This is a genomic window from Paenibacillus sp. CMAA1364 (genome assembly GCF_054373195.1).
Genome location: NZ_JBITNB010000017.1, coordinates 36,940 through 51,754, shown reverse-complemented (window position 1 = coordinate 51,754; position 14,815 = coordinate 36,940). Strand labels below are relative to the sequence as shown.

Sequence of the window (14,815 nt, the reverse complement as noted above, 5' to 3'; positions counted from 1 at the left end):
CATATATGAAAAGAAGCATGGGTCAGCTCGTCAGCTAGACCAATGCTCCTTATCTAAAACATATTAGCTATATTGTCCAGCTAATTGTTGTTCTGCAATGGTTACCAATCGTTTGGTGATATATCCCCCGATGGATCCATTCTCATATGAAGTCATATTACCTTGATATCCATCTTGAGGAATGCTGATTCCAAGTTCTTGAGCAATTTCATATTTCATTTGTTCAAGTGCTCCAGTGGCTTTTGTTACAACTAAGTTGTTAGAGTTGCTGCTTGAGCTCATTGTTGTTCACCTCCTCGCTGTTGGTAAAAGTATTATGTGTCTTAAATACGAATTTCATTACAAAAATAAATAGAAAAATAAAGGAAATAAAATTGACAATTGCTGTCATACATTACGAAAAGGAAGTGTTGATAACCATGAAGTGCCCTTTCTGTGACTATTCCGGAACGAAAGTATTGGATTCTCGTCCAGCTAATGATAACAAATCAATTCGTCGCAGGCGTGAATGTGAACAATGTGCACGGAGATTCACGACATTCGAAATGGTCGAAGCTACACCGTTAATCGTCATTAAGAAAAATGGCAATAGAGAAGAGTTCAGTCGGGATAAAGTTCTTCGTGGATTGATCCGTGCCTGCGAGAAACGTCCTGTATCTGTAGAACAGTTCGATATGATCGTCTCAGAGGTCGAGAAGGCTCTTCGTAATACGGCTGTATCTGAAGTAGACAGTCAGCAAATCGGAGAATTGGTAATGGAAGAGCTATATCAAGTCGATGAGGTGGCTTACGTAAGATTTGCTTCTGTATATCGCCATTTTAAAGACATCAACATGTTCATGAAGGAGCTCAAAACATTATTGTCCAAAAGTCCTGCAGAGGAATAAGAGACAAATGGTTATTGACTTAACCTTCATTATTTGATAAGTTATTAGTTGTTGTCAAAGTTCAATGGGGCCTTAGCTCAGCTGGGAGAGCGCATCGCTGGCAGTGATGAGGTCAGGGGTTCGATCCCCCTAGGTTCCACCATACAAATAATTCAAGCCACTTCCTCGGAAGTGGCCTTTTGTTGTGGCGGAATGTGTTCTAAGGGAAACCCAAGCCCTTAATGTAATCAATATGACGTATTCCGATATCTAACGGAAATGAGAGACTTTATTAGGTGTATTTCTCCATAAACATGCCTGATTTCCACAAATAGAGCCATTCATTTCCGCTAAAATTCAACACTTGCGATAATGCTCTAAATAGCGTCAATGGTTTCCGTTAGAAAGACGCTAATGTGACACTAGGATAATTCAGCAACTGAAGTATGCGGTATCGCTACAATCCCAATGTCCTAACTACCCGATATTTCTAAGGCTGAATTCCCGTCGGTACTGCACGGGACTGTGACCTGTGATTTGTTTGAAGGCAGCAGAGAAGTGACCTGAATTGCAATAGCCAAGTTCTAATGAAATCTCCGAAATGTTCAGCGTTGTATTCTCGAGATATTCCTTACCTAATTCGATACGCACCCCATGGAAGTATTTAATAGGGGAAGTCCCTAATTCTTTATTGAAAATATAGATAAGTGTGCGTGTTGGTATGTTGATGAACTCAGAGAGTGCCTGCACAGTGAACTCTTTTAAATTATCCTTCATATATTCAAGGCACTTATTGATGACCGTTAAGTCATAAGACTTTACATGATGTACTAATTTATTAACAAGAATGCTATAGAAAAGGTAAAAGTAAGCAGAGGAAAGCTGTTGTTCTCCTTCCTTCAGGCTAAGAAGGGTCTGGTCGCATAAGTTGAAGAACTCCATTTGAAAGGGTAAATGATATAGGTAGTTAGCTTTTAATAATAAGGGTTCTGTCTTAAATTCAAAGAGCCAGAAATTCCATGTATCACTAGCACAATTATAAGCGAGGGACTTGGAAGCGTTTGCAAATATAAGGGTGTTTGCCTTCGTCTGAAAGACTTGACCATCCACTTGAATCACACCATTCCCATCTAAGGTGTAGAATAATATATATTTACTACTTTCTATAATGCGATGATTGATATCATATTCTTGTGTTGTGTATAATTTATAGACCGTTTTCACACTCATTGGATATGTCTTTGTCCAATCATTCAGCGAATAAAAATCGAAATACATATTACACGAACACCACCTCGTTATTTTTTTGTTTCACAATACAGCTAATAGTATACATAATGCTCCGTACGAAACATGCTTGTTTTTGTCGATGCATCAACATTTATTTAGCTTGATAGTGTTAAATCAATTCCATGGCATATCACCTCTTCTATATTGAAGGGGTTGTTTGTATTTTTGCGTTTTTTTATAATTGTTGCTCGTTTATAGATTTACATAAAATATAACTTCCATTAACCTTTTGATAAGGAAGAGATATGGTATAGCTGATTTCGTGAAATTTGGATTTATGAAGGGCGTGTCAATTGTGGGAATAAAAGGGATTATACCAATAATACTAAAAAAGCCGTTTGTAGTAGGAGTTGGAATTTTACTATCCATCGTGTGCGTGATTGCTTTGGCAGGTTTTTTAGTGATGCCCGATGAAACTTCACAACATGGCATAACAGATGACATCCGATCTTACTCAGGCTATACCCGTGTTATAGAACAGCCGGAATATGACTTCTATGCGTCTTTAGCTCAAAGAGAATTGGATGATAAAACGAATAGCGAGTTACTTGCACAAAAGACAAAACAATTCATCCAAACAGCGAATGCTCAGTTTTATTTGGCTAATCAATTAGGATTATATCAGCCTTACTCTTTTGAGAATATGCAAGAACAGATGAAACATGAGAACGCCAGACGCAAGATGGACAAGGAAAAGGGGCTTCCAATCTATGGCCCTGAAACCTTCGATATTGTTAGATATTATCAATATGTCTCAAGTAACCTAGAGGTTGATATTATCGACTATTTAGCTACACATGCAGATGAAAGAATGGTGAATGAAGCGGAAAATTATTTCATAGAAAATATAGATAAATACGATCATAGGGAACAAATTGTTTATGTGATTACAGAAAATGGAGAAGTAGTGGAGCATACCGTGGATTGGAAACAATTAAGCACATTGGAAAAGGCGGACTCACAACTAGGTGAATTTCTGAGAGTGGGTGATGAAAACCAGACGTTAACTTATAACTTCGGCAACATAGAAAGGCAAGTGAAGATTCAATCTATGACGTATGTGTCGACAGAATTCGAACAGCACAAGACTGAAATTGTAAGCGATTACCTAAGGGGTGGACAATATAAAAGGCTTCTGAGAGAGGTTGAATTGAATAACCCTGTAGAATTTGTTGAAATAAATTAATGTACCTTAACCACTAAGTATAGAAGAGAGAGGGAATCTGATGATGGGAATAATGAAGAAATACGGATTTTTGAAAAAAATGATGGCGATATCCATTGTGGTTTCGTTGGTATTCTCTATGGTACCACAGAATTTCTCGATGGCTGCATCTAGCGTTGTATTAGAAGAGAATTATCTCAAACACTCCACCTTTGAGGAAACAGATGTAAGTCTCTCCACAGACTTTCCGACTGATAAATTCGGTAACTGGTACGCTTTCCAAGGACCTATTAAAGTTCAAGGCAATGCTCATGAGGGAGATTGGTCGGTGAAGATGTCTACTGCGGGTCAATCGCTAGAACAGGATGTGAAAGGTTTACAGCCAGGTTTAACTTATGAATATGCTGTGTGGGTTAAAGCAGATGATGTAACGAAAGGCGCATTAAAGGTAGGTGTTAAAAACCATGGTAGCAGTGAAGCCAGAGTTACTGCGACTAGCAATGACTGGAAAAGGTATTCGCTAGAGTTCACTTCTACCACGGGTCGCGTTCGTACTTATGCGTGGCTAGATACCAATACTGCAGGCAACAACTTTTATATGGATGACGCGACATTGACACTTAAGAGCGATCTTAAACAAGTCGATGTTGTAAATGGTATGGTTACAGCACAATTTAAAGATGACTATTCGGGTATTCCTGATCCCAATTCGTTCGAGGTTACTTATTCATCATCTCTCGAACCTAACACGATCTTACCAGTTACCATTACGGATTCAAGCATTGCCACAGGCAACAAGATCCTTTCACTACATTTCACTCCGCTAGCAGCACAACCTCAAGCGCAGTTGATCACGATGTATGTGAAGTATAAGAAGAATAACACGAACCAGACGGTGACATTAGATTTCCCTATCGAAGCCTCGGGAGAGCAAGTGATTACAGCAGAGGTACAGACACTTGCCGCCACGAATGGCACGATTACAGCCGTACTGAATCAGGCTCCAACCATCGCACCTGTAGCTTCTGATTTCACGGTTACCTACAGTGTGAACGGTGGTACATTCAATAATTTAATTACTAAGGATTTTGAATACGACAAGAATTCGCATAACGTAACCTTTAACTATAATCAGTTATCATCATCACCAAGTGAGCAGACAGTTATCGTGAAAGTCATCTATCAGGGAAAAGAAACAACAAGCCAATTTATAATTGGTGTTGAGGAAGGTGTGACATATTATGTGTCCAACACTGGTTCCGACAGCAACAATGGATTATCGCCAGAAACAGCTTTCCAAACGATTGAGAAGTTGAACACCATGACATTTAAGCCGGGTGATCATATTCTTTTTAAAAAGGGCGATGTATTTAAAGGAGCATGGAAACCTATTGGATCTGGTTCACAAGGGTTTCCAATTATAGCTTCTAGCTACGGTCCTGAAGGAGCGCCAAGACCAGTATTAAATCCTAGTGACACGAATTGGTCGGCAACACTGATGAGTGCGGAATTTAGTTCAACCGTTACCGTTAATAATGTAATCTCATTTTACAATCAACAATATTGGGAAGTAAGAGATCTAGAACTCTCGGGTCCTAATCATGCACCTGATCAAAGTGTATATCGCAGAGGGATCAACATTACAGGAGAAGATGCCGGAGATCTGAATCATTTCTATTTCGATAATTTGGTTATTCACGGATTCCATGGACCTAACAGTAATTCTGGGAAATCATCAGGAGGAATCCTGATGGAGGTGCAAGCTACGGCGAACACACCAGCATCAGCACATATACCAACGTCTATTAACGATATTCGCATCACGAACAGTGAGCTATATGATCTTGGTCGTTCTGGGATAAACTTCGTATCGGTGTGGGCACGTAGAGCAGATACGACGGATACGAAATGGGGACCTTATCCAAGTAATCATGCTCCAGGTAGAGCGGGCTACACTTGGAAACCGTATGAAGACTTTTATCTAGCAAACAATCTCATTTATGATATTGACGGAGATGGAGCAATTATTGATAACACCAAGGATGCTGTGGTGGAGAATAATCTGGTATATCGTACTATGAAAGGTGCACCCTATGCGGTGGGATTGTTTAACTGGAATTCCGACAACACGATATTCCAATTCAATGAAGTGTACGATACCCAAAGAGGTGGCGATGGGCAGGGGATAGAGATCGATGCCCTGAATGATACGACATATGTGCAGTATAATTATCTTCATGATAACGCAGGCGGAACCTTTATGTGGTGTAACACACCAGGCTTATACGGTTTTAACGGAGTTTACCGGTACAATATTAGCCAGAATGACGATACTGAACATGGTGTGATTGATTGGCGTGGGGGGACCTTTGGTGCTCAGGCCTACAATAACACGATCTATATGAAAAAGGATGGTTATAAAAAGTTTGTTTACGGTAATGGGGGTAGCTCGGATGCTAAGTTCTATAATAATATTTTCTACTATCCAGGGGATACACCATTCCAAGTGACTAGCTTCAGCGAGAATAACATCGATTGGAAGAATAATATATTCTATAATTTCTCCAATACGCCTAGCAATGATAACGCTGTGATCACCTTAGATCCAATGTTCGTTGATCCAGGCAAAGGCGGTACAGGTGTAGGTAAGCCTGTTGATGTTGCAAGTCTTAATGGCTACAAGCTTAAACAAGGTTCGCCGGCGATAAATGCGGGTAGACCCATTGCGAACAATGGTGGCAGAGATTATTTCGGAAATCCACTGACGGGGATTCCAGATATCGGGGCATATGATTCTGGTCTAACCTCTATGAATGTTGGATCGACTGTCTACAATGTAAACCAAGCGCTAAGAACAATTTCGATAGCTGACACTGAAACATTAAACGTCACAGCACTTTTATCCAATCTTACTTATGATGCTGGTGTTCACTTGAAAGTCTACAGTGGGGCGGTTGAGATCACAGGAATGGAGATGTTTAAGGCAGGCGATACTTTGAAAGTCATAAGTGGTGTCGATGAAGTAATATATACCCTTTCCATTGTTCGTAATCCATCTTCCGATGCTAAGGATATTCCTTTGGCTAAGTTATCAGCTAATGCGGGTAGCTGGGAATCTAGTGGGGGAGCGTCTGAAGGACCTGCAAGTTTAGTGCTGGATAATAAAGTGAATACAATATGGCATTCTAAATGGGCCGGTGACTCTAGAGATAATCTTCATATTACGATTGCTCTTTCCGATGATGCTTATATGGTGGATGGCTTACGCTATCAGCCGCGTATAGGTGGCGGTGGTAATGGGATTATTAAGCAATATAAGATTCAGTACAGTACGAATGGTACAGATTTTGTGGATGTACCTGGTGCGACTGGAACTTGGAATACGACCGGATGGCAGAATGTTCAGTTTGCTCCGGTGGCTGCAAAATCCATACGTCTATATGCGATTGATTCCATAAGTGCAGAGAATAATAAATTATTCGCGAGTGCGGCAGAAATTCGATTGACTGGATTTGAAAAGGAAATGGTGGACACGACCCCTCCAACCGCTCCATCCAATCTGACGGTGTCGAATGTAGGAGATACAACAGCGATGATTACGTGGGTAGCTTCTACAGGGAATGTAGCGATTACAGGATATGAAGTGTTTGTAAATGACGTTTTATTCGATACAGTGAACACTACAAACCTTACGCTTACAGGCTTAATGAGCAATGTCGACAATCAAGTTAAAATTAGAGCGATGAATGCGAATGGGTTCAAATCGGACTTTAGCTCTGTTGTTGTAACAACTACGGTGGCTCCTTCAGAACCAATGGGTGTACTTTCAGGCAGTCAAGTAGTTCAGTTGGACGAAGAGTTTAACGTAGTATATGGATTGAATAATATAACGGATACTGTGTACGGGCAAGATATTACGTTTACGTATGACTCTGATAAGCTTGAGCTAGTTAATGTAAATGCTAGCCATGACCATTTCAGAATAGTTCAAAGTATCGATAACATACCTGGACAACTTCGTCTACTATCTGCAGGCTTAGGAAGTGGTATTATGAATGAGGAGACCTTAATAATTACCTTTAAAGCTAAGGCGGTTATAAACACACCGGGTACTGTAATTCATGCAGTAAATGGAATTGTCGCGAATGGGGTCGGGCAAGAAGTAAGCTTAAAGGATGCGGCATTGAATATTGTTATTACGGATATTCCTGTGGTTACGATTCCAGGAGATGTTAACCTAGATGGCAAAGTGTCCATTGGTGATTTGGCACTTATCGCTGTTGCCTATGGTAAGAATTCAACAGATCCAGATTGGAATAAATACCGCATACTTGATGTCAATAAGGATAATCAGATCAATATTGAAGACTTGGCATTCGTGGCATCTAAGATACTAGGTAACTAAATCATAAAACATGAGTCACAAGGATAGGGATACTCCCCATACAATTCCTTATATAGGATTGTCCTCTGTAATAAGATATAATAGATTCAATCGTCATCATACACGTTATAAAAGGATCTATATAAGGAGACAACATGGGGAATTATCAGATTTGTGATTATTGCGGGAATTTACATGAGAAAAGAAATAAAAGGATTTGTCTGAAATGCGAGAATGAATATCAAAGATTACGTAGCGTAGTTGAAGAACATCCAGATACAATAGTGCTAGAACTTGCTAACCTAACGGGTGTAGGAGTAAGTCGAATTCTATCCTTCGTAAGTAACGGATATTTCATCATGAAGGAAGGTTCTATAGCGCTTTTTGAATAACCTAAACATGACGAAGAAGCTTGGAAGGTCTACACAGACTCTCCAAGCTTCTTTCATGTTTATATCTATGGGGAATGATGGCTATATCGTACGTGAATGCACCATTTCTCCCTGTACCCATACTTCGCGGATATTCTCAGGACGTGCAAGATATAGAATTTTCTGAAAAATATCATTTAAATCTTCATCTACTTGAAAAATAGGGATCTTTGCAGAAGCGACAGTGGTATCAATGATTTGAACATCCCAAACATAGTCCTTTTCTATGCGACCGATTGGCAAGCTAAGGCTATCACCACCGCCAGCTGTAGCGAGATAGAATGCTTCGTTCACCGTAATGCGTGAATTCGGTACACCACGTTCTTCAGCAGGAAGAGCTGTATTCACACCATCTTCCAGCATTCTGGACGAGATGACAGCTTGTCTGATGTTATCAAATAGGCTTGGTGAGAAACCACCAGAGAGATCGGAGCCCAAGCCAATCTCGACGTCCTTGGTATGCAGATGTGCAATGGGAATCACACTATTAGCGAAATAAGCATTCGAGATCGGACAATGGCATACGGCCGTACCCGTCTGTGCGAATAAATCAGCATCGTCATCATTTATGAAGTTGCAATGGGCCATGATGGACTTATCTCGTAATAGTCCGAAGTCATGTAAGGCAAAAGCATCATTCTTATCGAAACGATCTTGAACATAGCCATGGGCCCAATCACTTTCGCTGCAATGCGATTGTACATAAGTATTATGCTTGGCAGCTAAAGCACCTAATCCTTCTAACGCTTCATCAGTACAGCTTGGAATAAACCGGGGCGTAACTACAGGGTACACCCCTTGTTTCGTAGACTTAGCTAATTCCTTTATCGCGATAATAAATTCCTCTGTATCAGCTAACGCTGTTTGCGTATCAGCGTCACGATAGTATGCCGGGTTGTTCTCAGGATGGTCCATAACCACTTTACCAACTAATCCGCGTTGACCTTGTTCGGCACAAATCTCAGCTAGCAATATACTTGCTTCTTTATGAATTGTGGCGAAATATAGTGCGGTAGTCGTTCCATTAGCAAGCAAAGTCTTTACGACATCTTGATAGACGACTTGTGCGAAATCTAGATTAGAGAATTTAGATTCTAATGGAAACGTGTACGTGTGTAACCAATCGTGGAGCGGAATATCTAGTGCCGTTCCAGCTTGGGCCCATTGCGGGGCATGTACATGTAAATCGATGAACCCAGGTAAGAAATACTGCCCTTCATTTAAACGATGGAAGTAATCCTTGTCTTGATGTGCATCGATTAGAGTCTGATAATGTGTATCTTCTGGTGCAATAACTTGATCAATCATACCGTTACTAAGTACAACAAAAAGATAATCTTGTAAAATATTCACTTCAGTTAGAGATTGGGAGGAAAATGCGGTACCTTGGAAAATCTGCGTATGTTTATCCATAAATTCCACCTTAATATTCGTATTATTGTTGAATGATATTGATAGTATAGGGCATGAGAAATATAAAGTCTATTGTTCAAAGTTATTAAAATATGGTATAATAAACTCTTTCGTAAAAATGCATGCTACTTATGGGCTGAGCATGATAAGGGTCGTATAATGGGATGTTGTTAGGAAACAATAGTTAGATGAACAGAGAAGAAATATTGGAGGTAACAACATGAGAAATACTAACATTAGTTTGAAAAAGAGAAGTTCTATTCTGTCGATACTCCTTATCTGCGTAGTCCTACTTCTAAGCAGTTGTGCTAAGGCACAACCCGAAGCACAAGAATCAACGTCTATGGAAGAAGATGTACCTTCGACGCAAACGAATACGAACGATGCTCCTGAGCTAACCGATCCACAATCAGATATAGTAGACACCCCAACGGTTGGACTTCCGGAAGGTGTTACTGTTAAAAGAGTATTAAATGATGTGATGATCAAAAATAAATACCGTAAAAAGGTTGAATTGCTATCTGACGGTGGCAAGCATGTTACTATTACTGATCCCAATGGGGAAGTTGTGATACAGAAAATTGAATATGATGGTGTGATTCAATCTGTTCAAGGAAATCAAGTGACAGTGAAGGTTGATCAAGGTGGGCAACAAACCATTACGATCCCTAACAATATCGTTATTGATGATGAGGATAACTTCGGATTGAATAAAGGTGTTGAGATTGAATGGGAAGTAGATACAGATGGACAAATTCTAAGCGTGGAACTGGATGATTAATAAAGGAGATCATATGACATTTAATGAATTGAATATTATACCTGAGATTTTACAAGCTTTAAGTAAAGAGAACTATACTACACCTACGCCTATCCAAGAACAGGCGATTCCAGCTGTATTAGCTGGGAGAGATTTCTTAGGATGTGCACAGACTGGTACAGGGAAAACAGCAGCATTTGCCATACCCATTATTCAACGTTTGAATGAGAAGTTAAGTAAACCAAATGTAGCTCGTCGTGTTCGTTCTTTGATTTTGACACCAACTAGAGAACTAGCATTACAAATTGCGGATAATATCAAAGCGTATAGCCAATATACGGATGTGAAGTGCACGGCGATCGTGGGTGGAGTATCTCAGAAAGTACAAGAGCGAGCATTAAATCACGGTGCAGACATTATTATTGCTACACCAGGTAGACTTATCGATCTTATAGGGCAGAAGCGTATTGATCTACAATATGTTGAAATTGTAGTCCTTGATGAAGCCGATCGGATGTTAGATATGGGCTTTATTCATGATGTGAAGAGAATTGTTGCCAAAATGCCTGCAAAAAAACAGACCTTATTCTTCTCGGCTACGATGCCTCCTGAAATTGCTAAAATGGTGAAGTCACTATTGAATAATCCCGTGAAAGTCGAGATTACGCCAGTATCATCGACAGCGGATAGAATTGAACAATCTCTTTATTTACTATCCACAGGGAACAAGCAGAAACAACTTAACGAACTTTTACTTGATAAAGCTATCGTTTCGGCCCTTGTATTTACACGTACGAAACGTGGTGCTGACCGTGTGGTACGTGATCTGGGTAAAGTTAATGTCTCAGCGCGAGCCATTCATGGCAATAAATCTCAAACAGATCGACAAGTGGCATTAACTCAATTCAAAAATGGCACAACACGTGTCTTAGTGGCAACAGATATCGCAGCAAGAGGAATAGATATTGACGAACTTACGCATGTCATTAACTTCAATCTACCTAATATTCCAGAAACATACGTTCATCGAATTGGTCGTACCGGAAGAGCGGGATTAAGTGGAAGTGCGATTTCTTTTTGTGAGGTGGATGAACTTCCTTATCTCAAAGATATTGAAAAATTGATTGGGAAGTCCATACCAGAAGTGAAAGGACATTCGTATCCTATGCCTAGATCTAGCCAATCTGCAAAGCTAGAAGCTACATTCAAGCCTGCAGCGAATAAACCTGTCAAAGCAAAGTCTAATAATCCTGCCCGTAAGCCCAAGAGCGAATGGTTCAAGAATAAGAAGTAGGCAATATTAATAGGCTAGCTTTAATATTTCTCTATTATCAATAAATGTTGTAGTGTTAAACAACATCAATACTTCATGAATGTCATGCTCCTTCATGTAATCACCAATATTACCATTGTAATAACGCAGGTCGATGACATGAATCTCTGGCACATGAAGGGCTAGAAATGGAAGTACACTATGTGCGTAGGAATCCTTGAGGACGAGTAGTTTATGCTGTTCGATATCTGCTGATTTAAGATCACTTGTTATCGTCATGAGCGCATGAACTCCGCCAAGGAAATAAGAGTATTTATCTTTTTTCATCAAATACTGATTATCATATAAACCATCTATGGTCTCAGTTGTATCCGCGATATACATTTTCGAATGTACAGACTGTTTGGGTAGGTAGACTTCAATGGAATCGGCATCTTGTCTATTGAACTGACTACGTGTCTGAAAGCTCCCAAGAAACGAATCGGTGACTTTGTTTATTGTAAAGTCCGATTCTTTTTTTGCGTTCCAATTCATCTTTTGTGCATACGCTTGATAAGTTAAGTAAGCTCCATACGTTGTCCAATGGTGGTCTGTTCGATAATATATGGGCTTGTTGTTATTAGAAGCAGGGCTTAAATAATCAAATCCATCTATAAAAGATAAATGATCTCCCACTTGCTCGTTAACGAACGTGTTGACCTTCGATTGCGGATAAGCCGAAGCAAGCCAAGGCAACCGTTCCGGGTACATACCAACGGAGTTAGGTGCGAGCATGAATGTGATATGGGAATCAGGATGATGTGTTGTAAATGTATTAACAGCATCTGTATAGCTCTGAATCTTTTCATAATCAGGAGTGTCGAACTTCTCGAATAAATAGCCATCTTGTCCGTTGTAGATCCCATTATTCTCTTGTTGTAGTCGTAGTTGTTCCATGGTCGACTTCACAGCAACCCATTGATCACGATAGGGAAAATGATCCGTAATATAAATTTCAGTCTGATCTGAGAATTTCTTAGACCAAAGATTATCCCAAGTGAACTGTGGAGCCTTTGCCAGATTACGATTCTCTGTATTGGAGAAATAGGACTTAGGTAGAAATAGGAATAAGATGAGCATGGCGAATAGAATAGTGACAAATCCAATGATATACAATTGATCAACACGTTTATTGATTTCGTTCATGCTCCTTTAAGTAATTAGATATAATAACTATCTTAACTAGAATCGGAAGTACAGAAATGGATTAAATGTTGCATCAACCAAGTACGCAATAGAGAGTATTAACAATAGAACATGCCAAGTCAGTTGAAGATAAGGTCTAGATTCCATACGATGTTTGGTTGGATCTGATATTGAAGCGATGACTAATATAGCAAGCAATATCACATTAGTGTATAAAAGATAGAACGATTCAGTACTCCATAATGCTTGTCCATGTAATCCCATTAGCGCGCTAAAATATGATCTCATGGCAGGCATTTCGTCAAACGCGAATAGCACCCAACCGATCAGTATCAGAAGTACAGCATAGAAATGGCGAACCCAACGTGGTGCACGTTGCAGTATTTGTAGGCCTATCCATTTCTCTAATATTAGAATTAGGCCGAAGTACAATCCCCACAAGATGAAGTTCCAGCTTGCACCATGCCATATGCCCGTTAGTAACCATACGATAAGAATATTACGTATTTGAATCCACAGTCCACGGCGATTACCGCCTAAGGGTATATATACATAGTCACGGAACCAGGAACTTAATGAAATATGCCAACGTCTCCAGAAGTCGGTAATACTTTGAGCTATGTAAGGTTTATTAAAGTTCTCATTAAAGCGGAAGCCGAACATAAGTCCAAGCCCTATTGCCATATCTGAATAACCACTGAAATCGAAATAGATTTGAAATCCGAACGCGATGATGCCAATCCATGCAGTCAGAACGGATAATGAATCTGGATTGGTGGATGAAATGGTGTTCCAGAGTAATCCGATATTGTTGGCTAGTAACACTTTTTTTGCAAGTCCAACAGTGAAACGTCGCACGCCTTCTGCGAATATCTCTCTGTTCACAATGCGATTGCGTAATTGTTCAGCAATCGTGGAATATTGCACAATGGGACCAGCGACTAATTGCGGGAACAAAGCGACGTATGTTCCGAAATTAAGCCAATTGCGTTGTGCAGGGGTCTTTCTTCTATACACATCAATAATATAGGATAAGGATTGAAAGGTATAAAAGGAGATCCCGATCGGTAAGGGTAATTCAGTTAATGGAATATGAGTACCTAGTAAGGTGTTAATGTTGTCGATTACAAAATCTGCATATTTGAAATAAGATAGTAATGTTAAGTTAACAATTATAGAAAATATGACAATCCATTTACGTTTAAGATCACTGAACTTTGGCCTATCAAGAAGCAGGCCAAAGCAGTAATCGGTGAAGGTGGAGAATAACATAATAACGATATAGATAGGCTCGCCCCACGCATAGAATACAATACTCGCAATGAATAAGATTAGATTCTTTAGCGGTTGAGGCGATCCGAAATAGATCGCCAATACAGCAGGCAAGAACAAGAATAGAAAGAGTAGGCTACTGAATACCATATGGCTTAAGGCTTAACAAAGAATTTTTCGAATGCTGTCTCAATTTCAGCTGCGTTCTCTGAAATAATGAAGATGACATAGTTACCTTTTGTGATCATTTTATAATTCTTTGCATTCTCATATTGATCAGGTAAATAAGTCTCGAATTGTTTCTGAACATCTGTTGCACGTTGTTTCACAGCTGTCTCTACGGCCTCGATGTCTTTCGCATCTTTCACTTTAAGAACGGCAATTTCATTGGTTTTTACATTCATCATCGGCATCATAATCGTATATTGCTCAAGCAGAACCGTATCCAAATGGTAGAATTGGAGAACCATATCTTCGGGCATCTCCATTAATGAAGGTTGCTCAATTTGTGCTAATACGGTATCCACCATTTCTTTGGTGGATTGTGTCGGCTGGTAGACTTCTTCTTTCTTGTTCGATCCCCCACATGCAGTTAGCATAATTCCAAGTACAATAACCATAATCATTAGCGCATTCTTTTTTCTCATTTTATATTCCCCTTAGTTGTATATTTTGTTGATCTCCTCTTAGACGAGGTGAATATCTTAAATGTTGCAACTAGTCCAACAGTATTCCCATAATACGACTAATCATGCATTCTGCAAAGGATCATGGAT

The 14,815-nt window shown here is 39.7% G+C and carries 12 protein-coding genes and 1 tRNA gene; 7 read left to right on the top strand and 6 right to left on the bottom strand.

Going from position 1 to position 14,815, the window contains the following annotated elements; genetic code table 11:
* Positions 1-63: 63 nt before the first annotated feature.
* On the bottom strand, positions 64-282 hold the full coding sequence (locus ACH8E3_RS11210; RefSeq protein ID WP_458632722.1) for a small, acid-soluble spore protein, alpha/beta type: 219 nt from the start codon (positions 280-282) through the stop codon (positions 64-66).
* Between the two features lie 137 nt (positions 283-419).
* Between ACH8E3_RS11210 and nrdR the strand changes: the two genes are divergently transcribed.
* Both nrdR and ACH8E3_RS11200 read left to right on the top strand, forming a co-directional pair.
* A complete protein-coding gene (nrdR, locus tag ACH8E3_RS11205) occupies positions 420-887 on the top strand; it encodes a transcriptional regulator NrdR (RefSeq protein ID WP_458632721.1) in 468 nt (155 codons plus the stop codon).
* Positions 888-953: 66 nt separating this feature from the next.
* Positions 954-1,029, top strand: a tRNA-Ala gene (locus tag ACH8E3_RS11200).
* A gap of 314 nt (positions 1,030-1,343) precedes the next feature.
* Here ACH8E3_RS11200 and ACH8E3_RS11195 read toward each other — a convergent pair.
* Positions 1,344-2,144 (bottom strand): helix-turn-helix domain-containing protein, encoded by an 801-nt coding sequence (locus tag ACH8E3_RS11195; RefSeq protein WP_458632720.1) that lies wholly within the window; start codon positions 2,142-2,144, stop codon positions 1,344-1,346.
* 307 nt (positions 2,145-2,451) lie between these two features.
* Here ACH8E3_RS11195 and ACH8E3_RS11190 point away from each other — a divergent pair, with 307 nt between their 5' ends.
* The 3 genes from ACH8E3_RS11190 to ACH8E3_RS11180 all read left to right on the top strand — a co-directional run bounded on the left by ACH8E3_RS11190 (position 2,452) and on the right by ACH8E3_RS11180 (position 8,097).
* Positions 2,452-3,342, top strand: coding sequence for a hypothetical protein (locus tag ACH8E3_RS11190; protein WP_458632719.1), 891 nt, complete (start codon positions 2,452-2,454; stop codon positions 3,340-3,342).
* A gap of 40 nt (positions 3,343-3,382) precedes the next feature.
* Positions 3,383-7,726: a discoidin domain-containing protein gene (locus ACH8E3_RS11185; protein WP_458632718.1), complete on the top strand. Its 4,344-nt coding sequence runs from the start codon at positions 3,383-3,385 to the stop codon at positions 7,724-7,726.
* A gap of 134 nt (positions 7,727-7,860) precedes the next feature.
* Entirely contained in the window at positions 7,861-8,097 is a 237-nt protein-coding gene (locus ACH8E3_RS11180; RefSeq protein ID WP_458632717.1) for a hypothetical protein, read from the top strand.
* Positions 8,098-8,178: 81 nt separating this feature from the next.
* Here the strand turns inward: ACH8E3_RS11180 and guaD are convergent, their stop codons facing one another.
* Positions 8,179-9,549 carry a guanine deaminase gene (gene guaD / locus ACH8E3_RS11175; protein ID WP_458632716.1) on the bottom strand — a complete coding sequence of 457 codons (1,371 nt, stop codon included), beginning with the start codon at positions 9,547-9,549 and terminating at the stop codon, positions 8,179-8,181.
* A 220-nt stretch (positions 9,550-9,769) separates the two neighbouring features.
* Here guaD and ACH8E3_RS11170 point away from each other — a divergent pair, with 220 nt between their 5' ends.
* Both ACH8E3_RS11170 and ACH8E3_RS11165 read left to right on the top strand, forming a co-directional pair.
* Positions 9,770-10,330: a hypothetical protein gene (locus tag ACH8E3_RS11170; RefSeq protein ID WP_458632715.1), complete on the top strand. Its 561-nt coding sequence runs from the start codon at positions 9,770-9,772 to the stop codon at positions 10,328-10,330.
* 13 nt (positions 10,331-10,343) lie between these two features.
* Positions 10,344-11,603, top strand: a complete 1,260-nt coding sequence (locus ACH8E3_RS11165) for a DEAD/DEAH box helicase (protein WP_458632714.1) — start codon at positions 10,344-10,346, stop codon at positions 11,601-11,603.
* A 6-nt stretch (positions 11,604-11,609) separates the two neighbouring features.
* Here the strand turns inward: ACH8E3_RS11165 and ACH8E3_RS11160 are convergent, their stop codons facing one another.
* The 3 genes from ACH8E3_RS11160 to ACH8E3_RS11150 are packed head-to-tail and all read right to left on the bottom strand — an operon-like array spanning position 11,610 to position 14,686.
* Positions 11,610-12,767, bottom strand: a complete 1,158-nt coding sequence (locus tag ACH8E3_RS11160; RefSeq protein ID WP_458632713.1) for a DHHW family protein — start codon at positions 12,765-12,767, stop codon at positions 11,610-11,612.
* Between the two features lie 36 nt (positions 12,768-12,803).
* On the bottom strand, positions 12,804-14,189 hold the full coding sequence (locus ACH8E3_RS11155) for an MBOAT family O-acyltransferase (protein WP_458632712.1): 1,386 nt from the start codon (positions 14,187-14,189) through the stop codon (positions 12,804-12,806).
* Between the two features lie 5 nt (positions 14,190-14,194).
* The gene (locus ACH8E3_RS11150) at positions 14,195-14,686 is read right to left on the bottom strand and encodes a DUF4358 domain-containing protein (protein WP_458632711.1); all 492 of its coding nucleotides are present in this window, start codon (positions 14,684-14,686) and stop codon (positions 14,195-14,197) included.
* Positions 14,687-14,815: the final 129 nt, after the last annotated feature.